Consider the following 21,954-nt stretch of genomic DNA (forward strand, 5'->3'; position numbering starts at 1 on the left):
ATTGTTATTTTTTTTATTTGTAAGTTTGTGGTCGCTTAAATTCTTTCTTGATTTAAAACAGGTAACGAATTGTAAATCAACTATGTCATTACAAAATACTAACATTACTTCAAAAAATTACAGAAAACTTTCAATTCAGGTTTCCCTGACTGGATTTTCATATTGCTGTTTTGATACTTTAAACAATGTCATTACTTCTTTCAAAGAAATAAAGTTTGACACCACTAGCAAAACAAGCCGAATTGAAGATTTATTCAGCAATGCTTTTAAGGTTAATCCTGAATTAAAAGAAACTTACGACGAAGTAATGGTTATCCATAATAACAATCTTTCTACGTTTGTTCCAACTGCTTTATTTGATGAGAATTATTTAGGAAGTTACCTTCAATACACTACAAAAGTATTTGAAACAGATCACTTTACTTTTGATCAAATTCCTAATTATCAAATGAATTCTGTTTATATTCCGTATGTGAATATCAACAATTTCCTGATTGACAATGTAGGATCTTTTGATTCTAAACACGCTAATACCATTTTGGTCGAAAAAATTCTGGACAACTCACGAAACAATGACGACAAGAAAATGATTGTGAATTTCAATCCTGGTAATTTTGAAATTATCGTGGTGCAGAATCAAAAACTTTTATTGTTTAATACATTCGAATACAATACTCCAGAAGATTTTATCTACTACATTTTATTTACGGCTGAGCAAATGAGCATGAATCCTGAAAGTTTCAAATTAGAATTATTGGGAACCATTTCAGAAAACGATCCATTTTATGCTATAGCTTATAAATACGTGCGCCATATTTCTTTTATGGATGTCTCAAACCTAAAAGAAAGAAACAGCTTTACAACCGCTCAAAATCAAAAACATTATATCTTATTTCAATCATGAGAATCATTTCAGGAAAATATAAAGGACGCAGAATTTTTCCGCCAAAAAATCTACCTGTGAGACCAACGACTGATATGAGTAAAGAAGCATTGTTTAATGTTTTGAATAATCATTTTCATTTTGACAGCTTGAAGGTTCTGGATCTTTTTTCAGGAACGGGAAATATCAGCTATGAATTTGCTTCACGCGGAAGCGCACCAATCACCTCTGTTGATGGCGATTTCGGATGCGTAAAATTCATCAAGCAAGTTTCATCAGAATATGATTTTGATATTGCTGCAACCAAAAGTGATGTTTTTAAATTTTTAGAAAATTGCAAAACCACATACGATATTATCTTCGCAGACCCGCCTTACGGATTGGATCAGGCGACTTTTGAGAAAATTGTTTTGACTGTTTTTGAAAGGGATTTATTGGAAGATGATGGAATGATGATTATCGAGCATTCAAAATATACCAAATTGGATCATATGAGTAATTTTTCGTTTCAGAAAAGCTACGGCGGTTCTTATTTTAGTTTTTTCGAACTAAATTCAACCGATGATGACGAAGAATTACCGCATGATGATTCTAAAAAAGAATCTGAAGAAGATGAAGGATAAATTAAAAAAATCCCATTTTTTTAATTCGAAATATCAACTTTTAAAATTAAAAATCTCAAATTCCAAATTCCAATTTTCTCCCTGATGTCGAGATTGGAATTTGGAATTTTTATTTTTTGGAATTTCAAACCTTATCTGATTCGGTTTTCGTTTTCATTAACGCTTTTTTCTTTGAATTCAGAATCTTTGATCTTCCCGAAAGAATAACGAAGCGTTAGAGAAACTTCGTTTGCATCAACTAAATATCTGGCTCTAGAACTTATCGTATTAATTGTAAATCTTTCGGTATAAATAGTGTTTTTAAAAATATCATTGTAGTTCAACGTACAATTCCAGTTCTTGCCAAATGTTTTTGCAAGAGATAAATCGAAAATCAACTTAGCATTTCTTTCAAAAACTCCTTCTTTTTGTTTGGTTGCTCCCCAAAAAGAGAGAACAAATGTGAAATCTTTGGGTAATTTGAATGTGTTATTTGAATAGTAATACAAATATGTTCTCGATGAATTGAATACTGCCGATTGGTCTTCAATTTTATTAGTTGCAAAAATTAAAGAACTGGTATTGGTCCAAATTTTATAAGTAAATGGTAGGGTAAATTCAATATTATAACCCGATTCTTTCTGAAAGTTTTTCTCAGTAAAAGTCAAAACATTTCCTTGACTGTCAAAAACAAAATCTTGGTAAACAGGATTTTTATTCTGGTATAAAGTCAATTTTAAAGATTTATCATAATACTGAAAAGCAGTAGAAATTACATCCATAAATGTCGGCCCCAAATTGATGTTGCTTCCATAAATAAAATACGGATTTATATATGTTGCAATCATACTCAAAGAAGAATAATTGGGTCTTGAAACACTTTTAGAATAATCGAAACTTATAGATTTTGTGCTGTCTATTGAAAAAGAAAACTGTGCCTTTGGAAACATTTTAGTGTAATTTTTATCAATCATGACATTACTCTCCGTACTGTATTTTCCGCTTACATTAGTGTTTTCTAGTCGCAATCCTATTGAGAAATCGATCTTCTTGATTTTTCCTGATAGTTGAGAATAAGCCGCTAAATTTTCTTCTTTAAAATTATAACTGAAAACTGTATTTTCATTTTTCTGATAATCAAAAACATCATAATCTGATCGTGATTTTGCAGCCGAATAAAGTCCGCCGTATTCCCAGTTTATTTCATTTTTGAACTTTTTTTTCTAAATCAATTCTTCCTGAAAAAACATCGACATTAAACTTTTGATCGCGGTTTTGAGATAACTCCAATGCATTTTCATTAAAACTATTTTGAACTAAACTCCACAAATGCTGATTAAAATTTGACACTTGAAAACCAGTAAACAATTTAGTATCAATGGCTTTTATTTTCTTTGAATAATTTACAACTGAATTGATAAAATTCTTATCACTAGCATTATCACTGAAAGTAAAAACATTATTTATTTCATCTTGAGTCTGATTAAATGTAAATGTGTTAATGTCGAAAGTATCGCTTTGCCTTTTGCCATTTACATTGATAGACAAATAATCTTCTTCATTTATTTTGTAAAATATACCTGCGCCAAAAACATATTGATTTCTGTAAGTAGTAGCAGAAACATCATAATCTGAAATAATAGATGCTTGCGGAATCTGGTATGCAATACTGTGATTTTCCCAAGGATTTAAACGGTTGTAATTAAAATTGGCTTTCCATTCCAGTTTGTTTTTTTTGAAACTGGAATTGAATCCTAAATAATTATTGAAATTCTTTTTAAACGAAGCCGTTTCAGAAATATCAGTTTTAAAACCTTCTTTTCGGCTTAGTTTTCTGTTAATTAAAATTACGGCACGTCCCTCTGCTTCATATTTTGATGACGGGTTTTGAATGATTTCGATTGTTTTAATATCGTTCACAGACAGAGCGTTCAGTTCGTTTATTCCCACTCTCTGATTATCAATATAAATCAACGGCGTCCCTTTTCCAACTACAGATATATTTTCACGATCTGAGCTTACTAGAACATTTGGCAATTTTGAAAGCAAATCGACTGGATTTGGAATGGAATTGTAAACCGAATTGGCAACATCAACTTTTATGTTTCCGTTTGAATTTGTAAATGTCTTTTTCTCTTTATTGATTACTATTTCATCCAATTGATTTGTAAGCGAATCTTTTGGTGTTACACTCTGGGCACCAGCAACATAGGAAAGACCAAAAAATAAAAGTGTAATAAGAAGTTTTAAGGGCAGATAAATATTCATTTTAAATTGATTAGTGTTGCTGCAAAAATGCTTTGAAAACCTAGTTCCGAAAGTTAATCGTAGGTTAATGCAGAGTTAATCTGCCATTTGTCTGGTAAAAGCTGTATTTTTGAAACAGAATTTTCTAGGAGTATGAAACAAAGAATCAATTTACTAATCGCATTTTCTGTCATCGCATTAATTGTGCTTATGACCGTGCAATGTTATTTAGTAAAAACAGCCTACGAATACAAAGTGGCGCAGTTTCATACACAGATTAAAAATGAAATTGCTCAGATTTCAAACAATTACAGTGATATTGATTCGGCTTTTGTGGCAAAAAAAGAAGCGCTTTACAAAAGTCTTTCTGAAAAATACATAAAAGGAAAAAACACCAAATTGGATATCAAAATTGGTGTTTTACAAAACGAATATCAGAGTGCCATAACACAAGAAATTCAGCGAAAATTTGAAAGGGATTTGCCTAATTTCAAGATTGATTTTGCCATTGTACTCAACAAATTCATTTTGTACAAAAACGCTCAAAAAGCAGATACCATTTTCTCAGAAAAGCCTTTTATTCAAAACAAACTATACGGAAATCTTGCTTCTTTAAATCATGCTTTTTTAGTGAGAAATTATGTTGGAACAACCAACGGAACATTTGAAAATCAGGAATATCAATTGCTGACAGAAGATTCAATGTACGTTTCTGTTATGGATTGGGAAATGATTATTTTGAGACGAATGACTTTTATTTTGATTCTATCTCTATTTTCAATTTTGACTTTAATTACGCTTTTTGTCATTGCCTTAAAAGCTTTGATTAAACAGAAAAAAGTCAGCGACGTTAAAACTGATTTTATCAATAATATCACACACGAACTTAAAACGCCTTTGGCAACTTTAGGAATTTCGACAAAGATTTTAGCGCAGAAGAATATTCGTGACAACGACGAAAATTTCAATGCCATTGTGAGTACAATTTCACGCCAAAACAATCGCCTTCAGAATTTGATTGATCAGGTTATGGCGAATTCTTTGGCTGAAAATGAACTTGAATTGCAGAAAGAAAAAATAGAAGCCGAAGATTTCCTGCTTTCTATCGCAAATGATTTTAAGATTGCTTTCCCTAAAATTGCTTTGAAGACCGATTTTCAGACTAAAAAGACAATTTTGGTTTTGGATAAATTCCATTTGACAACCGCTTTTTTAAATGTTTTGGAAAATGCTGTAAAATACGGTTCGAGCACGATTACTGTAAAAACCAGAATTGTAGAAAAGCAATTTTCTGTAAGTTTTGAAGACGACGGAATTGGAATTGCCAAAAACAAACAAGCCTTCCTTTTTGAGAAATTTTATCGTGTCGAACAAGGAAATCTGCACAATACTAAAGGCTTAGGTTTAGGATTGTATTATGTGGATCAAATCGTAAAAGCGCATCAAGGTTCTGTAAACGTTATTAGCGATTTAGGAAAAGGCGCTCAGTTTACTATTTTATTAAAAGTTTAATTCCCTTATTTTGAAAAGATTACTTTTAGCCGAAGACGATTTTGATTTTGCGGCGATTTTAAAACAGTATTTAGAACTGCATCAATTTGAAGTAATTTGGGCAGAAAACGGCGAAATAGCTTTAGACTATTTTAAAAATCAGGTTTTTGATATTTGCATTTTTGATGTCATGATGCCTAAAATGGACGGATTCTCATTGGCCGAAAAAATAATTACCATCAATCCAGAAATTCCTTTTATTTTTCTAACGGCGAGAAAGCTTAAAGAAGACAAAATCATCGGTCTAAAACTTGGTGCAGACGACTATATCGCAAAACCTTTTGAAGTTGATGAGTTGGTTCTTCGTTTGCAGAATATCCTAAAAAGAATCGAGCAAAAAAGAAGTCTGGATGGAAATAATATAATCGAAATTGGTTCGTATATTTTTGATAACGAACGCTTAACGCTAAACAATAAAAATCACGTCCAGCAACTTACAGAAATGGAAGCTTCTCTTATCGAATATTTATATTTGAATCATAATCAACTCTTAAAAAGAGATCAGATTTTAATGTCGATCTGGAAAAAAGATGATTATTTCTCAGGAAGAAGCATGGATGTTTTTATCAGCAGGCTTAGAAAGTACTTCAATTCAGATCCTAAAATTAAAATTGAAAGTGTTCGAAATATCGGATTGGAATTTAAAATAGAAAAATAAGTTCTGAAAATCATATAATTTTTCATAAGCAATTGTATAACAGCAATTAACTTATGGAAATTTAACTTTGTTAGAGAACTTTTAAATCTAACAATTATGAACCTAAAAAGATTTTTCGGCGGATTGCTTACAATCCTCGGAATAGTAGGACTTATTTATACTGCCGTTATTTTTGCCGGCACATCTGGAGAAACCAGAGATATCAAATCGCTTATTATCTACGGAATATTAGGAATTGTCTTTTTCATGTCGGGCATAAGCTTGGTGCGAACAACTAAAGATGAATCTTAATTCTAAAGTAACAAAGTGGCAAAGTTTTAAATTCTTTGTCACTTCGTTACTTTGTTATTCTGTCACTCCGCAACTTTATTACTCAAATCCAAATCAGTAAAATCTCTTTCTGTTTTAGAAATTATGATCGTCGCGACCGTGTTTCCGATTAAGTTGGTAATAGCTCTCGCTTCGCTCATAAATTTATCTACACCCAATAAAAATGCTAAACCTTCGACTGGAATTTTATGCAATGCCGTTAAGGTTGATGCTAAAACAATAAATCCGCTTCCCGTGACGCCTGCCGCGCCTTTTGAAGTAATCATCAGAATTCCTATAACGGTCAGGATTTCGAAGAAACTCAAATGCACATCATATAATTGCGCAATAAACAGCACCGACATCGAAAGGTAAATTGAAGTTCCGTCCAGATTAAAAGAATAACCAGTCGGAATCACCAAACCCACAACCGATTTACTGCATCCCATTCTTTCTAGTTTTACCATAATACTTGGCAGAGCAGCCTCAGAAGATGAAGTTCCGAGAACGAGCAGAAGTTCTTCTTTGATATATTTTAAAATTGAAAGTATACTGATTTTATAATATTTTAATATGCTTCCCAAAACCAAAAAGACAAATAATGCCATGGTCAAATAAACACAAAGCATCAATTTACCAAGCGGAATTAACGTCGCCAAACCAAATTTTCCTATTGTATATGCCATTCCGCCAAAAGCACCAATTGGAGCGAGATACATTACATATTTTAATCCGAAGAAAACCACTTTAGAAAATCGCTCCAAAACTAAAATCGTCTGCTCTCTTTTTTGATAAAAATTCAAGGCGATTCCGCAGATAATAGCCGCTAACAAAACCTGCAGCGTAAAATTGGACAAAAAGAACTGCAACCAAGAAAAATCCTTTGCTGCGCCATTTGTATATTGGCTTGCATCGCCAAAAGTCAATCCCGATTTATCAATTTTTCCAGGTTTAAATAAATAAGCGACTGCTACACCAATTGCAAGAGCAACGGTCGAAACCACTTCAAAGTAAGTTAAAGCTTTAACCCCGATACGTCCTACTTTTTTCAGATTTCCCATTCCTGAAATTCCCAAAACAATCGTTAGAAAAATAATTGGACCTATAAAAAGCGAAATCAGCTGAATAAACTTCTTTCCTAAAAATTCCATTTTTACACCATTTTCAGGAGAAAAATGTCCAAGTAAAACACCCGAAATGATAGCAATTAAAACCCAAAAAGTAAGATTGGTAACAACAGTTCTAAAAAGGCTTTTTTTAGCTTTTGAAGATGGATTTGGAATGGTAATATTCATGAAAGTAAGTTAGATAGTTCACAAATATATAAAAAATGCAGACCTATAAGCCGGATTCTGTTCTTGCCTTATTTTGCAACAAGACAATACCTTATCATTTATCTAGATCCACCATTACTGATGGACTCAATCTACCTACCCTTCGGCAACGAACGAGAAGCCCTTAAATGCCGATATACTTGGTATTTCACCGCATAGAGTTTACCTGGTTTCACTACAGCATTACCTGTACATACTTTCTGCTGCACTTGTCCTAATCCTCTCGTTCCAAAAAACGAGAGAACCGACGGGCGTTACCCGCTATGCCTCTCTATGGTGTCCGGACTTTCCTCCCCTCCGATAAAATCGGAGCGACGATAAGGCGGTCTGCGCTGCAAAAGTAGCGATTTAACAACTAACAATAATGATTTTAAATTTCAGATTTTATGAATTTTATCATAACTTTTTAATTTTAAAATAGTTATCTTTAGAAATCTATAATTTTAAATTCAGTTTATCATGAAAAGAATGTATCATTACGCAACTGTTTCAAAAGCTTTAGATCAATTGAATGAAAAAGGATTTACGTGCGATTTTAATCGAAATGCTGATGCGATTAAAAAGAATCCTGAGAAATTTGAAATTGTTCATGTGTATCGATACGAGGGTGAGTCAGACCCAGCAGATGAGGCAGTTGTATACGGAATTAAGTCGACTTCGGGCAAAAAAGGAGTTTATGTTGCTGGTTTCTCAGCCGATTCGGACCAGGAAACAGCAAAGTTTTTATTTGATTTAAGCATTAGAGGAAGGTAATTTTAAAATCCAATCCAGAGCTTGAAAATAAAAAAATCCAAATTCCAATTGTATTAATACAGAACTGGAATTTGGATTTTTTTTATTGGAATTTGCCAATTTTAGGGTGTTGGAATTTTCAATTTCCAACCTGGCTGAATTAAATCGGGATTTGAAATGATGTCTTTATTGGCTTCAAAAATATCTTGCCAGGAAACTCCATACGCTTTTCCAATCTTCGAAAGAGAATCTCCTATTTCGACTGTATATTCTCTAGAAACACCTTCCTCAACTTCAATATTCATTACCACATCAGCCGATCTATATTCTGGATCGAGTTTTTCATAAGCATTCCAAAGCTTATTTTTATCTGCAGCAGATTTTGCTGTCCCATCAATATAAAGCACATTATCTTGTTCTCTTACCTGTAAATTTTCGATTCCTAATTCAGATGCTAAATCGATTACTTCTCTGTATTTATCCTGTATACTCATAACATCCTTATTTAATAGTTAATTTATTGTCTACTTTTTTCGGATGCAATTCCTGTATGCTTTGCATTAAAGGCTGTAATTTGTCTTTTTTAATTTCACCTGAAAGCGTGACAACACCGCCAACAACAGTAGCGCTAACGCCGTCGTAAGCATCTACAACTTTGCTAACCGATTTATCTAAATCGGCATCAGAATTAATAACAACAGTAGCCGCAGCTGGCTCTTGATTGGCTCTTGCCAATTCGCAGGTATTTATTACAGATTTTACCCCTTTGGTTGCTCGTACGCTTTTTTCAATATTTTTCTTGAAAATTTCGTCTTCGCAAGTTCCCGCTATTGTTGCAACGCCATCATGTACAGCAACTTGTATCGTTGCAACGTCACCGAGTTTTTCTCTAATTGCTGCTTCAATATCAGCATCGCTAGGTTTGCATGATACCAGAGCAATACTAAGGCTCATTCCTAATAAAATGGATCTCATTTTCATAATACTCTCTTTTAATAATTTACATTTTTAAAATTAAAAAGATTAAGCATCAAAAGATTATAGGATGTTACTGTGAGTTTTATAAGTTTTTCAGTTAATTGAATTTTGCTCTTTTCTTAAAAGAGGCACATAAAAAAACCTCAAATTTTTCAATTTAAGGTTAAAATAAATTCAATCTATAAAACTCTAATTAGGCGAATAATCAAGTTTAGTCAAGACCCTATCTTCTATATTCCCTAGTGCATCGCCATATTTTTCGGTATATAGTTTTTTGATATCGATCCATTCTTGGTCTTTTCTAAAATCTTCCCAAGCTTTTTTCATCGTTACTTCATTTGGCCATTCTAGAAAATAGACAAACTCCGTTTTCTTATCTGATTTTGATTCGTAAATCGAAATAATCTTAAAGTTGTATTTCTTCATAATACGCATAGCATGATCGCGAAAACGTTCGTGAAACTCTTTTTTATTACTTTCGAAAATCTCATATATTCGAAATTGATAAATTGGACTCGTTCGAGTTTTTTGGGCTTTTACATTAAATGCCGCAAGTAAAACTAATAGTAGAAAATACTTCTTCATACCTTATAAATTTATCAGCTTCCTAATTTACCATATCGCTGCTGTTCAGAAAAATAAATAATAATTGTTTTTCCATTCTTTTTATAAGGGTAAAACAATTCATAATTTCCTTTACTTGAACTATATCTTAATTCCTCATTATTTTTATCAAAAACCTCATTCAAATAAGCTCTTTCCTCTTTAGTTGTCTGATAAATATAGTTCACTTTATGGGGCTGTATGCTATCATTTGTATCCAAACTTTCATTGTAATAAGCATTAAAACCAAGAAAAACAGGCGAATCCTTAATGGAATCTTTTACAATTAAAGTCACACTCGGAAAGTTTTTATCTGTTGAAGACAAGACTCTTAAAATTCCGGTTGTTTCCTTAATGTATGATTTAGAAAATGTATAATTCAGAAGTTTGTCACTATTTGCTTTGTTTGATTCTATAATAGATTTTGCAGAACTAATTAGCATTTTTTCTTTTTTAGCAGAAGTCAAATAATCACCGCCAAAAAGTATAATTAAAATTAACGGGAAAATTAAAAGCAAGACAGCAAACTTGCGTCGGTTTGATTTGGTGTTTACTTCATCTTCATTTTTTCTTTCGGCAATTCTTGTCAAGTTAAACATGAGATTCACTATTAGAGATCCGGCCATGAGAGCAAGAATTCCGAGAATGCTCAAATAAAAGCTTTCGGTCATATTTTCTCTAAAAACCTTTAATCCGAAAACCTCAATTACAATAAATGTAAAAACCCAATACACTAATAAAAGTATAGAGGTGATTCCGATAATATTACTTAATTTGACGATTTGTTTTGCGTTCATACTTTCTAATTAATAATAAATAGGCTGTTAAATATTTTGCATTAAAAGTATTACTTTTTCTTTAAACGTTGCAGATAATAATTTTTTCTTTCTACAATTCAATCACTTAAAAATCTTTCAATTTTTAAATTTTTAAATCATTAAATTATACTCTATATTTGCTATCCAATAAAAGAGAATATGGAACAATTTGTAGTATCGGCACGTAAATATCGCCCGCAGACCTTTAAGGATGTTGTGGGGCAAAAAGCCATTACAAACACTTTGTTGAATGCTATAGAAACCAATCACTTAGCGTCTGCTCTTTTATTTACAGGACCGCGTGGAGTTGGTAAAACTACTTGCGCTCGTATCTTGGCTCGAAAAATAAATCAGCCTGGATATGACGATCCTACTGAAGATTTCGCTTTTAACGTTTTTGAGTTAGATGCTGCTTCAAACAACTCGGTTGATGATATTCGTAACCTTATCGATCAGGTTAGAATCCCGCCACAAACAGGACAATACAAAGTATATATCATTGACGAGGTTCATATGTTGTCTTCGGCCGCTTTTAATGCTTTTCTTAAAACATTAGAAGAACCGCCAAAACATGCTATTTTCATTTTAGCGACAACAGAAAAGCACAAAATTCTTCCAACGATTTTATCTCGCTGTCAAATTTTTGATTTCAAAAGAATTACAGTAAAAGATGCTAAAGAACATTTGGCGGATGTTGCTGAAAGTCAAGGAATCGTTTTTGAAGACGATGCACTGCACATTATTGCTCAAAAAGCAGATGGAGCGATGCGTGATGCTTTGTCTATTTTTGACCGCGTAGTTTCGTACTGCGGAACAAATTTGACACGTCAGGCTGTAACCGAAAACCTAAATGTTTTAGATTACGAAACTTATATTTCGATTACTGATTTACTTCTGGAAAATGAGATTCCGAAACTTTTACTAGCATACAATGATATCTTGGCTAAAGGTTTTGACGGGCATCATTTTATTGCAGGTTTAGCTTCACATTTCAGAGATTTATTGGTAAGCAAAACGCCTTCAACTATTGCTTTATTAGAAGTTGGTGAACAGGCACAACAAATGTATGCAGTTCAATCTCAAAAATGTTCTCAGGAATTTTTACTGAAAGGAATTGACATTGCAAACGACTGCGATTTAAAATACAAATTGAGTCAGAATCAGCGACTTTTAGTTGAATTATGCTTGATGCAATTGGCCTCTATCAACTTTGATGGAGAAAAAAAAAAGTTGAGCAATTCATAATTCCGCCCGTTTACTTTAAAAATGGAGGTTATTCTATTGTTGAAGTCCAAAGTCCAAGTAAAGAAGATTCAAATACAAAATCCCAAATTCCAAATTCAGAAGAAAAAAATAATGTCAATAGCATTAATAATGCTGCATCTGTAAATATCCAAAATACAGTTCAAGCTCCTACTGAAACTCCAAAAGTTCAGGCTCCTGAAGTTCCAAAAACGGAAACAAACGGCGCTCCAAAAGTTTCTGCCTTTTCTCTTGCCAGCATTCGCAAGAAAAAAGAAATGGAAGAAAGCAGTAAATCGTATGTTAAACCTTCTTCTGTATTACCTACCGAAGAATTTAACGAAACCGATATGCGTCTTCATTGGAACAAATATGCAGAGCGTTTAGGTCAAAAGGGATTAAAAATCATGGAATCTATTTTATTGATCAACGATCCTGTTTTGGATGGAACGAGAATTACATACGAATTGCCAAACGAGGGTTCTAAACTGGAATTTGAAAGCCAGATGAATGGTTTATTAGGTCATCTAAAAGGTCATTTACATAATCACGATATTACTATTGAAGTTATTGTAAATGAAAAAGTTGAAATGAAACGAAGCTATAACAATCAGGATCGTTACAATCGTTTCTTGGAAATCAACCCAAATATTGAACTTTTACGCACAACATTTGGATTGGACTTGAAGGATTAATTTTTTAATAGCCACGATTTTTTTTTAAATCTATTATTTTTTTCTATTTCATGTTATTAAAAATAATCATTCAAATTATTTGTTTCTAACTCCGAAATTATAGACTTTTTCTAGCCATTTTTTTCTTTGTTCTTCATTAGAACCTTTTATAATTCCGATATAGCTTACTTTGACCGGTTTTACGCCACAAAATTCTAAAGTAGATTTTTTTAACTGATTGACACTTGGTCTTCCAAAAAACAATTTATAATACCAGCTTGGCTGATCTAGGGTTGTTATGATGTGAGCTGTTTTACCTTTGAGCAATTTATCCCACCAAACTGAGTTTTCACGATACTGGAAAGCCATTCCTGGCAGAAACAAACGATCGATAAACCCTTTCGTTAGCGAAGGAAGTCCGCCCCACCAAACGGGATGAATCCAAACCAAATGATCGGCTCTTTTTATTTTTTCCCACGATTCTAATAAATCTGGCTCAAGATCTGTTCTTTTTTGGTAACCAAATTTGAGATTTGGATTGAAATTTAAATTGGCAATTGTAATGGTTTCTACTGTTGCTCCAGAAGCTACAGCACCTTTTTGATACGATTCTGCAATTCCGAAATTGAAACTTTCAGCGTTTGGATGTCCGTTTATAATCAGTATTTTTTTCATGTTTATGTTTTTTCAAAAATACTATTAGTACATTTTCTTTTACTGGACAAATGTCCTAAAATGACTTTTTCCCACAGATTTCACAGATAAAATGATTCTTAATTTTAATGCTAAAATTTCAAACACATAGAAACATAGAATTATTTTTATGAAAAAGTCTATTGAAAAAATCTAAATTTAAACATATAGACTATAGTGATCTGAAAAGGTTATTTCTCGCAGATTTGGCAGATTGCGCAGATTTAGAAAATAATAAAAGATTTACGCAGATCTCTTAGCTAAAATATTTTAAGCCTAACTAGTTAAAATAAAATCTGCTAAATCTGCGAGAGAATTAATTACACAACTGCTTTTCGTATTCGACTTAAATGTCTTGGTGTGATTCCGAGATAAGAAGCCAAATATTGCAATGGGATTAGCTGAATATACTTTTGATGATTTTTACAAAGTTCTTCGTAACGTTGCGTACCCGATAGTTTTTGAAAAGAAACCATTCTTTTATGCAAGTTTACAAATTCTAATTCGGTCAATTTTCTACCAATTTCCTGCCAATTAAAACCGGATTGGTATAATTTCTCTAAAGCTTTTCTATCTAGGATCTGCAATTTTGTATCAGTAAGCGCTTGAATATTTTCTTCCGCTTTTTCTTTTGTAATAAAACTGGCAAAAGAGGCCATAAATTCGTTTTCAAAAGCAAAACAGTTGGTGATTTCGTCGCCTTTATGATTGACAAAAAAGGAACGTAGAATTCCTTTTTCGATAAAAACTATTTCGTTGCAAACCTGATTTTCAGTCAATAAAAGCTCTCCTTTTTTTACTGTTCGAAATGTAATCAAACTGTCTAAAAGACTTAATTCATAGGCAGAAAAATCTTGAATGGACTGAAAAACAAATTTCATATCTTATTCGTTTGAAGCAAAAACGCTCTCAATTCTTTTGTCTGGAATGAGCCATAACATGGCCACAATAAAATAAGCTGCTCCAGAAATCCACTGGTTAAAGAATGCCGTAACAATTCCGATAACATATAAAACTAAGGAGATTTTACCTTTATAATCTTTGTTAAGCGCTTTTCTCAAAGCAGAATTCTTTCCTTCGCTACACATAATCGTGTACTGCAAAATAATATAAGAGATTGCAGAAAGAAGCAGCACAACACCATACATTGTCATTGCGGCTTTCTCAAAATTATGCTCTCCCATCCAAGCAGTTGAGACAGGAATTAAGGAAAGCCAAAATAAAAAGTGTAGATTACTCCACAATACTTTTCCGTTTACTTTTGATAAACTATGTAGCAAGTAGTGATGATTATTCCAATATATTCCAACGTAAATAAAACTCAAAATATAGCTCAAAAACTTCGGGATAAGTGGTTTTAGATCTGCAAATTCATGTCCTTCTGGCGCTTTAATTTCCAGAATCATAATCGTTATAATGATTGCCAAAACGCCATCACTGAAAGCTTCAAGTCTGCCTTTATTCATTTAAAAAAATAGATATTAAATTTTACCGTAATACATTGCTTTTACGATACCATCAGATAGTCCGATTTTAGGAACATAAATTTGTCGTGCACCACTCCACTTCATCGCATTCAGATAAATACGAGTCGCATGGATAATTACGTCGGCACGATCAGAGTTCAAACCTAATTCGGCAATTCTCTGTTCGTAAGTCAACGAATTTAAAAAGGCATATTGTGAGTTAACATAGATGTACGAAAGTGGTTTTTCCTGCTGTTTTCCAGACATTTTAAACAATTTGTTGATGTTTCCTCCAGAACCTATTAGCGTTACCTCATCATAATCTGCAGTATTGGTTTTAATCCATTTTTCGATTTCATCCCAAACTACGTCATGAACCATGTTGTTCAATAAACGAACGGTTCCTGCTTTGAAAGATCTTGAAGTAATCATTTTTCCGTCAGAGAATAAGGTAAATTCGGTGCTTCCACCTCCAACGTCCACAAAAAGATAAGTTTCGTCAGATTTAATTAAGTGATGCAAATCTGTAGAAGCAATAATTGCGGCTTCTTTTTTACCGTCGATAATCTCGATTTTAATATCGGCTTTTTTCTTTATTAAAGCAACGACTTCTTTCGCATTATAAGCTTCACGCATTGCAGAAGTTGCAAATGCCATATAACGCTCTACTTTATGTACTTTCATCAAAAGGTTGAATGCTTTCATGGCATCTACCATTCGATCTATATTTTCTGGTGAAATTTCTCCAACCGTGAAGGCATCTTGTCCTAAACGAATTGGCACACGAACTAGGGAACTTTTATTAAACTGCGGTTCTTTGCCTTCTTGTTCCACAACGTTAGCGATCAAAAGCCTCATGGCATTTGAACCGATATCTATCGCTGCAAACTTCCTAATATTAATCATGCTCACTTTATGATTTTGAAAATTGGTATTTAGTATTAATTTACTTTTTGAGGAACCTCTTCTAATAGGGCTACTTTATTCTGATAATATTTATAGGTTTCAAATTGTGCTCTAAATGGGGCATGATGATTTTTAGGTTTATATTTATTATCTAATTTATAAGAATGATATCTCACTTTTACATTTCCTTTCCATGCAATATTGAAATTATCAATCAGTTCTTTTTTAATTTCAAGGTCGTAAATCGGGCAGGTTACTTCGACTCTTCCGTCTAAATTTCTGGTCATAAAATCGGCAGACGAAATGTAAACTTCGGTCAAGCCAGCATTTCCGAAAATATATACTCTTGAATGTTCCAAGTAATTGTCTACGATACTTATCGCTTCGATGTTTTCGCTCATTCCTGGAATTCCTGGAATTAAAGAGCAAATTCCTCTTACCTGAAGCTGGATTTTTACTCCCGCATTACTTGCTTCGTATAATTTATCGATCATTTTAAAATCGGATAAACTATTCATTTTTAATTTAATGTGAGTTTTTCTTCCAGCAAGCGCATGAAGAATTTCACGATCAATCAGTTTGATGAATTTAGTTCTAGTATAATGAGGTGACACAATTAAATGTTTGTATCTGTGTACTCGATAATTAATATCAAAAAACTCAAATATTTTGGATGTGTCTTTTAAAATTCCCTGATGGCAAGTGAAAAGCGTTACATCGGTATAAATTTTTGCTGTTGATTCGTTGAAATTTCCAGTTGAAATAAATCCATAACGACGGTTTTTGCCTTCTTCCAATCTTTCGATTACACAAATTTTACTGTGCACTTTCAGTCCTTTGATACCAAAAATAAGTTCGATTCCCTCGGTCTGCATTTGTTCTGCATACGAAATGTTCGAAGCTTCATCAAAACGTGCCTGAAGTTCGATTTGCACCACCACTCTTTTGCCATTTTTGGCGGCGTTTATCAGCGAACTGATAATTTGAGAGTTCTTAGCTAAACGATATAAGGTGATTTTAATACTCGTTACTTTTGGGTCTAAAGCCGCTTCACGCAAGAATTTTGTCAGATATGAAAATGACTGATAGGGCGCATGCACCAAATAATCTTTTTTAGAAATTTTTTCTAGAATACTTCCCTCCAAACTCAAACCCGGAACTGGCAGTGGCTCGTTTGGCTTATACAACAAATCGTATCTACCAAGGTTTGGAAAACTCATATAATCACGACGATTATGATACCTTCCTCCTGGAATTATACTGTCTGTCTCTACAATTTTCATTTTATCTAAGAAAAATTGCAGGGTATCTTCTTCAATTAAATTATCATAAATAAAACGAACAGGCTCTCCTATTCGGCGATCTTTTACAGACGAAGCAATTTTTTCAAGCATACTTTTGCTCAAATCACTGTCTATGTCCAATTGCGCGTCACGAGTAATTTTGATCATGTGGGCAGAAACGCTCTTATAATCAAATATATTAAAGATGTTTTTCAGTTTAAAACGAATCACATCATCAATTAAAATAACATACTGTTTTTCGTCTTCAGATGGAAGCACAACAAATCTGTTGATGTTTTTTGGAATTTCAATTAAGGCATAACGAACCTCATCGTTTGCCAATTCTAAACGAACTGCCAAATATCCTAAAGTATCTTTTAGAATTGGGAAAACCGCTAAATCATTTAAAATGATGGTTACCAATTCCGGACTTAACTTTTGGGTATAAAAATCTTTTAAGAAACACTCTTGTTTTGGTGTAATCTGTGTTTCGTTGATGATAAAAATATTTTCAGATTCTAGCTCTGCTTCAATATTTCCTAGAATACGCAAACTTTCAGATTGCTGCTGAATTACGATTTCAGTGATATCTTTAATTAATTGGTGAGCAGAAATACCTCCTAAATATTTTTCGCCAGAAATACCTGAGAGACTTAATCGTCGAATGGCCGCGTACCGAACTCTAAAAAATTCGTCTAAGTTGTTTGAAAAAATTCCAACAAAACGCAGTCTGTCTAAAAGTGGCACTGTATTGTCTGCTGCTTCCTGAAGTACTCTTGCATTAAACGCTAACCAGCTTTTTTCTCTATCGATATATTTCTGTTCGTACACTGTAATTATTTTAAATCTTTGGGGAAAATAGTTTTATGTGTTTTGCCCTTATGGATCGTGTCCCAACTTTCGGCATCAAACTGTAACGATACAAAGCCCGAAGTTGGTACATTTTCTATAAAAACATCCCCAAATTTATTAACAAAATTTGTAATAGCCTCGTTATGTCCGAAAAGAATAACGCTTTCAAAACTATTATCACACGATTTAATAACTTTTTCGAGTTGCTTCTCATCAAAAGTGTATAAATCGTCTTTAAAAATGATACTTTCTAATGGATAGGATAAGTTTTGCGCAAAAATCAAAGCAGTCTCTGTAGCTCTCACAGCTGTACTGCTCCAAATAATATATGTTTTTGGAAGATACCCTGAAATATTTAATGAAACATCATGCGCATCTAAAATTCCTCTTTTCATTAATGGACGATCAAAATCTTTCAATGGTGCTTCCCAGCTAGATTTGGCATGACGAATTAATATAAGATTTTTCATAAGTAGCAAAATTTTAAAAACCTGAATTGCAGGTCATTTTTTAATTAAGTTCTAATTTACAAAAGAAATTTTAAACCATTTCTTTTTTTTATTTCTGTTAACATTATAACAAAATTTTAACAAGAATAAATAGCCGATAAACCTTTAGGGCAACAAAAATTCGAAAAAATAATTTTTAATCATTTTATGTACTTCATCTATAAAATTAGTATTTAGTCGATATTCTAAAATATTCCAACATTTTAACTAAATACCTGATTATTAATTACTTAATTAGATGTAAAAAAACTTAATATCATCAATTAGGCAAAAAAATTTAAAGAAAAAATCTACTTTTTCGAGTTAAAAAAAAGTGTTTTTAAGTCAATTTTTGATAAAAAAACAACACTTCAACGAGTTTTTAGGTTAGTTACAGATAAAAAAATCATATTAGAAAAACTCTAATATAACTTTGATTCTGTTAAAATATTAAATATATCACAAAACAAAGAAACAATTTATACGAATAAAAAAGTGTCACTTCAACGGTCCTAAAAAGTGTCAAAATTGTAAGTTATTTTTTTGTTAGAAATGTACGATGTGATTAATAACCTATTTGTCCCATTACAAAAATAAATAGAACAGTTTTTCCATCTTCTTGAGATTTTTACTGAACATTAACCTAAAACTAAAAAAAACAAAAACACTCATTTTTTCTACAGCCCAAATCTTTAAGTCACTACTATAATTTTTATTAAGAACGCCTCGGCAATTTATAATCAGTTAAAACGGATTATAACTCAAGAATCTCAAAATAAAATTACTAAAGATTAAAAAAATTAGAGATTATGAAAAACATTACTTTAATTAATTTGAATATTAAATACGTTTATATTACGTTGCTTTTAATATTTGTTACAAGTGGCTATTCTCAAAATACATATGATGGCAATTACTGCCCTGGCCCAGGTGCAGTTGGTGATGAATATGCAACTGGAACGGTTTACAGCACAGTATTATTAGCTAATCCTTCTTCAACATGTAACATTGGGACGATTCGCGCTAAAGTTGATACCCAAAATCAAGTTTTAAGATTAGGTATGGACATTGGTAATGGTGGTTCCGCACTTTTTAGATTGTACTTAGATACCGATAATAATTCATCAACCGGATTAACCTCAGATTCGTTTGGGGGAACCATTAGTGTAGCTGGTGCTGAGTATATCTTAGAAATTAATTCTAACGGAAGTGGTTTTACTTTATATACGGGAAATGGCAGTGTTAAAACTCAAACTAATGTTATCCCTGCAGGCCTAGCTGCAATGGCAGGTAGAGCCAATTGTAATTCTGGCGCTACATTTTTAGAGTTTAATGTCCCTTTTGGAAGTTTGGGAATTAACATTTGCGATCCCAATAATCCTGGCGTAATTAACGTTACAAAATTAGCTTCTGTTAGTGGTAACTCACCTAATTCAAGTCTATGTACTAATACTCCACTTACTTTTGGAATTCCATTAAAAGGAACAGTTGGACCAAACACAACTATATGTTCAGGGGCTAGTGCTGCTTTAACCATAACAGGTCTCAATGCTGGTTCTACTGTAATTAAATGGCAATCATCTGTTGCTCCATTTTCAGTGTGGGTAGATATTGCTAATACTGCAGGTTTAACAGCTTACAATACAGGTAATTTAACAGAAACTACAAAATTCAGAGCAATATTTTCTAATTCAGGTTTATGCTCTGGAAGTAACATTGCAACAAGTGAAGCAACCGTAACGGTAAATGCTCCAACTGCCTGTTCTATTACTGGTACTGCTGGCCCTGTATGTTTATCTTCTTCTAATGTTTATTCTGCTCCAGCCAGTATGACCACCTATTCGTGGTCTTTGCCTCCTGCGACTGCAAATGGTGCTATAATCACATCAGCGACAAATTTACAAAACGTGACTGTTCAAGCTGGTTCTACTTGTAATACAACGTTTAAATTAGTATTAACTACTACTTTAAATGGATGTAGTTCTACTTGTGAAAAAATAGTAACTGTTAACGACACAACAGCGCCAACTTGGGCAACTCAAGCTAATGCGTTAAATGTTACCCTTCAATGCAGTGATACGGCAGGATTGACAGCAGCCCAAAATCAGGCTCCTGTTGCCACAGACGATTGCGGTGGAACTGTAACCTATACAAAAGTGAGCGGAACTTTCGCCGCTGGAACATGTGCCAATTCTGGAACTTACACCAACACTTGGACCGCTAAGGACGTCTGCAATAATACTTCAGCAGTTTTCACTCAGGTGATCACTATTCAAGACACGACTGCGCCAACTTGGACAACAGCTCCAACAGCTTTGAATGTTATTTTAGAATGCAGCGATACAGCAGGATTGACAGCAGCCCAAAATCAGGCTCCTGTTGCCACAGACAATTGTGGTGGAACTGTAACCTATACAAAGGTGAGCGGAACTTTCGCCGCTGGAACTTGTGCCAATTCTGGAACTTACACCAACACTTGGACCGCTAAGGACGTCTGCAATAATACTTCAACAGTTTTCACTCAGGTGATCACCATTCAGGATACTACAGCACCGACTTGGACAACTGCTCCAACAGCTTTGAATGTTACTTTAGAATGCAGCAATAACGCAGGATTGACAGCAGCACAAAATCAGGCTCCTGTTGCCACAGATAATTGTGGTGGAACTGTAACTTATACAAAAATAAGCGGAACTTTCGCCGCTGGAACTTGTGCAAACTCTGGAACTTATACCAACACTTGGACTGCTAAAGATGTCTGTAATAATACTTCAACAGTTTTCACTCAGGTCATCACTATTCAAGACACGACTGCGCCAACATGGACAACTTCTGCTGGTTCGCTGAATGCAACTGTAGAATGCAGCAATACTGCAGGACTTGCAGCTGCTCAGGCTTTATTCCCAACTGCCTCTGACTTTTGCGATGCTGATGTTTCTAACATCATTAAAATAAGCGGTCAGTTCGTAGCTTCTCAAGGATGCGGAAACGCTGGAACTTACACCAACACATGGACTGTAAAAGATGACTGCGGCAATACTTCTGCTACTTTCACTCAGGTAATTACGATTCAAGATACAACTGCTCCTACTTGGACAACTGCTCCAACAGCTTTGAATGTGACTTTGGAATGCAGCGATGCATCTGGATTGGCAAATGCTCAAGCCATGTTCCCTGTAGCTTCTGATCTTTGCGATGCTGATGTTACCAATATCACTAAAGTAAGCGGACAGTTCGTAGCTTCTGAGGGTTGCGGAAACGCAGGAACTTACACCAACACTTGGACAGTGAAAGACGACTGCGGTAACACTTCTGAAACTTTCACTCAGGTAATTACAATTCAAGATACAACTGCTCCTACTTGGACAACACAAGCTGGTTCTCTAGACGTGACTTTAGAATGCAGCGATGCATCTGGACTTGCTTCTGCTCAGGCTAAGTTCCCAACAGCTTCTGACTTATGCGATGCTGATGTTTCTAACATCATTAAAGTAAGTGGTCAGTTCGTAGCTTCTGAAAGCTGTGCAAACGCTGGAACTTACACCAACACCTGGACTGTAAAAGATGATTGCGGAAATACTTCTGACACTTTCACTCAGGTAATTACAATTCAAGATACAACTGCTCCTACTTGG

At 33.6% G+C, this 21,954-nt stretch carries 22 protein-coding genes and 1 other RNA gene; 9 read left to right on the forward strand and 14 right to left on the reverse strand.

Going from position 1 to position 21,954, the window contains the following annotated elements; genetic code table 11:
* The first annotated feature begins 82 nt into the window (after nt 1-82).
* A complete protein-coding gene (locus BLP44_RS22155; RefSeq protein ID WP_035691950.1) occupies nt 83-904 on the forward strand; it encodes a DUF3822 family protein in 822 nt (273 codons plus the stop codon).
* On the forward strand, nt 901-1,506 hold the full coding sequence (locus tag BLP44_RS22160; protein WP_008467905.1) for an RsmD family RNA methyltransferase: 606 nt from the start codon (nt 901-903) through the stop codon (nt 1,504-1,506). The genes BLP44_RS22155 and BLP44_RS22160 overlap by 4 nt, the downstream gene beginning before the upstream one ends.
* Before the next feature lie 131 nt (nt 1,507-1,637).
* Here the strand turns inward: BLP44_RS22160 and BLP44_RS23205 are convergent, their stop codons facing one another.
* Nucleotides 1,638-2,687, reverse strand: a complete 1,050-nt coding sequence (locus BLP44_RS23205; RefSeq protein ID WP_244511837.1) for an outer membrane beta-barrel family protein — start codon at nt 2,685-2,687, stop codon at nt 1,638-1,640.
* A gap of 1 nt (nt 2,688) precedes the next feature.
* On the reverse strand, nt 2,689-3,753 hold the full coding sequence (locus BLP44_RS23210) for a TonB-dependent receptor (protein ID WP_244511836.1): 1,065 nt from the start codon (nt 3,751-3,753) through the stop codon (nt 2,689-2,691).
* Nucleotides 3,754-3,885: 132 nt separating this feature from the next.
* On the opposite strand from BLP44_RS23210, the gene BLP44_RS22170 reads away from it, so the two are divergent.
* From BLP44_RS22170 to BLP44_RS22180, 3 genes are all read left to right on the forward strand, one after another.
* Nucleotides 3,886-5,244, forward strand: coding sequence for a sensor histidine kinase (locus BLP44_RS22170; RefSeq protein WP_091136436.1), 1,359 nt, complete (start codon nt 3,886-3,888; stop codon nt 5,242-5,244).
* Between the two features lie 10 nt (nt 5,245-5,254).
* Nucleotides 5,255-5,941 carry a response regulator transcription factor gene (locus BLP44_RS22175; protein ID WP_008467910.1) on the forward strand — a complete coding sequence of 229 codons (687 nt, stop codon included), beginning with the start codon at nt 5,255-5,257 and terminating at the stop codon, nt 5,939-5,941.
* Between the two features lie 96 nt (nt 5,942-6,037).
* Nucleotides 6,038-6,232, forward strand: coding sequence for a hypothetical protein (locus BLP44_RS22180; protein ID WP_008467912.1), 195 nt, complete (start codon nt 6,038-6,040; stop codon nt 6,230-6,232).
* 62 nt (nt 6,233-6,294) lie between these two features.
* Here the strand turns inward: BLP44_RS22180 and BLP44_RS22185 are convergent, their stop codons facing one another.
* Nucleotides 6,295-7,545, reverse strand: coding sequence for a cation:dicarboxylate symporter family transporter (locus BLP44_RS22185; protein ID WP_091136440.1), 1,251 nt, complete (start codon nt 7,543-7,545; stop codon nt 6,295-6,297).
* A gap of 30 nt (nt 7,546-7,575) precedes the next feature.
* An RNA gene (rnpB, locus tag BLP44_RS22190) (RNase P RNA component class A) lies at nt 7,576-7,918 on the reverse strand.
* Between the two features lie 125 nt (nt 7,919-8,043).
* On the opposite strand from rnpB, the gene BLP44_RS22195 reads away from it, so the two are divergent.
* Nucleotides 8,044-8,337, forward strand: a complete 294-nt coding sequence (locus BLP44_RS22195) for an SH3 domain-containing protein (RefSeq protein ID WP_008467915.1) — start codon at nt 8,044-8,046, stop codon at nt 8,335-8,337.
* Nucleotides 8,338-8,438: 101 nt separating this feature from the next.
* On the opposite strand, the gene BLP44_RS22200 is transcribed toward BLP44_RS22195, so the two are convergent.
* From BLP44_RS22200 to BLP44_RS22215, 4 genes are all read right to left on the reverse strand, one after another.
* Nucleotides 8,439-8,810, reverse strand: a complete 372-nt coding sequence (locus BLP44_RS22200; RefSeq protein WP_066034114.1) for a LysM peptidoglycan-binding domain-containing protein — start codon at nt 8,808-8,810, stop codon at nt 8,439-8,441.
* Nucleotides 8,811-8,817: 7 nt separating this feature from the next.
* On the reverse strand, nt 8,818-9,297 hold the full coding sequence (locus BLP44_RS22205) for a BON domain-containing protein (RefSeq protein WP_066034113.1): 480 nt from the start codon (nt 9,295-9,297) through the stop codon (nt 8,818-8,820).
* Between the two features lie 186 nt (nt 9,298-9,483).
* Nucleotides 9,484-9,879 carry an NIPSNAP family protein gene (locus BLP44_RS22210; RefSeq protein ID WP_091136443.1) on the reverse strand — a complete coding sequence of 132 codons (396 nt, stop codon included), beginning with the start codon at nt 9,877-9,879 and terminating at the stop codon, nt 9,484-9,486.
* Nucleotides 9,880-9,893: 14 nt separating this feature from the next.
* Nucleotides 9,894-10,694, reverse strand: coding sequence for a hypothetical protein (locus BLP44_RS22215; protein ID WP_091136446.1), 801 nt, complete (start codon nt 10,692-10,694; stop codon nt 9,894-9,896).
* 180 nt (nt 10,695-10,874) lie between these two features.
* On the opposite strand from BLP44_RS22215, the gene dnaX reads away from it, so the two are divergent.
* Nucleotides 10,875-11,960 carry a DNA polymerase III subunit gamma/tau gene (dnaX, locus tag BLP44_RS22220; RefSeq protein ID WP_066034110.1) on the forward strand — a complete coding sequence of 362 codons (1,086 nt, stop codon included), beginning with the start codon at nt 10,875-10,877 and terminating at the stop codon, nt 11,958-11,960.
* 275 nt (nt 11,961-12,235) lie between these two features.
* On the forward strand, nt 12,236-12,652 hold the full coding sequence (locus tag BLP44_RS22225; RefSeq protein ID WP_035691956.1) for a hypothetical protein: 417 nt from the start codon (nt 12,236-12,238) through the stop codon (nt 12,650-12,652).
* A 75-nt stretch (nt 12,653-12,727) separates the two neighbouring features.
* Here the strand turns inward: BLP44_RS22225 and BLP44_RS22230 are convergent, their stop codons facing one another.
* From BLP44_RS22230 to BLP44_RS22255, 6 genes are all read right to left on the reverse strand, one after another.
* Nucleotides 12,728-13,306: an NAD(P)H-dependent oxidoreductase gene (locus tag BLP44_RS22230; RefSeq protein WP_091136450.1), complete on the reverse strand. Its 579-nt coding sequence runs from the start codon at nt 13,304-13,306 to the stop codon at nt 12,728-12,730.
* 338 nt (nt 13,307-13,644) lie between these two features.
* A complete protein-coding gene (locus BLP44_RS22235; RefSeq protein ID WP_091136453.1) occupies nt 13,645-14,205 on the reverse strand; it encodes a Crp/Fnr family transcriptional regulator in 561 nt (186 codons plus the stop codon).
* A 3-nt stretch (nt 14,206-14,208) separates the two neighbouring features.
* Nucleotides 14,209-14,790, reverse strand: coding sequence for a TMEM175 family protein (locus BLP44_RS22240; RefSeq protein WP_091136456.1), 582 nt, complete (start codon nt 14,788-14,790; stop codon nt 14,209-14,211).
* Between the two features lie 15 nt (nt 14,791-14,805).
* The gene (locus BLP44_RS22245; RefSeq protein ID WP_008467933.1) at nt 14,806-15,696 is read right to left on the reverse strand and encodes a Ppx/GppA phosphatase family protein; all 891 of its coding nucleotides are present in this window, start codon (nt 15,694-15,696) and stop codon (nt 14,806-14,808) included.
* A 35-nt stretch (nt 15,697-15,731) separates the two neighbouring features.
* Nucleotides 15,732-17,810 carry a polyphosphate kinase 1 gene (gene ppk1 / locus BLP44_RS22250; protein ID WP_008467935.1) on the reverse strand — a complete coding sequence of 693 codons (2,079 nt, stop codon included), beginning with the start codon at nt 17,808-17,810 and terminating at the stop codon, nt 15,732-15,734.
* 5 nt (nt 17,811-17,815) lie between these two features.
* Nucleotides 17,816-18,301 (reverse strand): SixA phosphatase family protein, encoded by a 486-nt coding sequence (locus BLP44_RS22255; RefSeq protein WP_008467937.1) that lies wholly within the window; start codon nt 18,299-18,301, stop codon nt 17,816-17,818.
* A gap of 827 nt (nt 18,302-19,128) precedes the next feature.
* Here BLP44_RS22255 and BLP44_RS22260 point away from each other — a divergent pair.
* A partial coding sequence (locus tag BLP44_RS22260) for an HYR-like domain-containing protein (RefSeq protein WP_317040804.1) occupies nt 19,129-21,954 on the forward strand: 2,826 nt, incomplete at its 3' end.

Origin of the sequence: Flavobacterium anhuiense (assembly GCF_900101855.1) — a bacterium.
Classification (GTDB): Bacteria; Bacteroidota; Bacteroidia; order Flavobacteriales; family Flavobacteriaceae; genus Flavobacterium; species Flavobacterium anhuiense.

Coding starts and splice junctions, on each gene's coding strand:
- BLP44_RS22230 (WP_091136450.1), bottom strand. CDS start 13,306: ATGAAAAAAATACTGATTATAAACGGACATCCAAACGCTGAAAGTTTC.
- BLP44_RS22185 (WP_091136440.1), bottom strand. CDS start 7,545: ATGAATATTACCATTCCAAATCCATCTTCAAAAGCTAAAAAAAGCCTT.
- BLP44_RS22205 (WP_066034113.1), bottom strand. CDS start 9,297: ATGAAAATGAGATCCATTTTATTAGGAATGAGCCTTAGTATTGCTCTG.
- BLP44_RS22235 (WP_091136453.1), bottom strand. CDS start 14,205: ATGAAATTTGTTTTTCAGTCCATTCAAGATTTTTCTGCCTATGAATTA.
- BLP44_RS22155 (WP_035691950.1), top strand. CDS start 83: ATGTCATTACAAAATACTAACATTACTTCAAAAAATTACAGAAAACTT.
- BLP44_RS22160 (WP_008467905.1), top strand. CDS start 901: ATGAGAATCATTTCAGGAAAATATAAAGGACGCAGAATTTTTCCGCCA.
- BLP44_RS22240 (WP_091136456.1), bottom strand. CDS start 14,790: ATGAATAAAGGCAGACTTGAAGCTTTCAGTGATGGCGTTTTGGCAATC.
- BLP44_RS22225 (WP_035691956.1), top strand. CDS start 12,236: ATGGAAGAAAGCAGTAAATCGTATGTTAAACCTTCTTCTGTATTACCT.
- BLP44_RS22215 (WP_091136446.1), bottom strand. CDS start 10,694: ATGAACGCAAAACAAATCGTCAAATTAAGTAATATTATCGGAATCACC.
- BLP44_RS22195 (WP_008467915.1), top strand. CDS start 8,044: ATGAAAAGAATGTATCATTACGCAACTGTTTCAAAAGCTTTAGATCAA.
- BLP44_RS23210 (WP_244511836.1), bottom strand. CDS start 3,753: ATGAATATTTATCTGCCCTTAAAACTTCTTATTACACTTTTATTTTTT.
- BLP44_RS22170 (WP_091136436.1), top strand. CDS start 3,886: ATGAAACAAAGAATCAATTTACTAATCGCATTTTCTGTCATCGCATTA.
- BLP44_RS22180 (WP_008467912.1), top strand. CDS start 6,038: ATGAACCTAAAAAGATTTTTCGGCGGATTGCTTACAATCCTCGGAATA.
- BLP44_RS22210 (WP_091136443.1), bottom strand. CDS start 9,879: ATGAAGAAGTATTTTCTACTATTAGTTTTACTTGCGGCATTTAATGTA.
- BLP44_RS22255 (WP_008467937.1), bottom strand. CDS start 18,301: ATGAAAAATCTTATATTAATTCGTCATGCCAAATCTAGCTGGGAAGCA.
- BLP44_RS22245 (WP_008467933.1), bottom strand. CDS start 15,696: ATGATTAATATTAGGAAGTTTGCAGCGATAGATATCGGTTCAAATGCC.
- dnaX (WP_066034110.1), top strand. CDS start 10,875: ATGGAACAATTTGTAGTATCGGCACGTAAATATCGCCCGCAGACCTTT.
- BLP44_RS22200 (WP_066034114.1), bottom strand. CDS start 8,810: ATGAGTATACAGGATAAATACAGAGAAGTAATCGATTTAGCATCTGAA.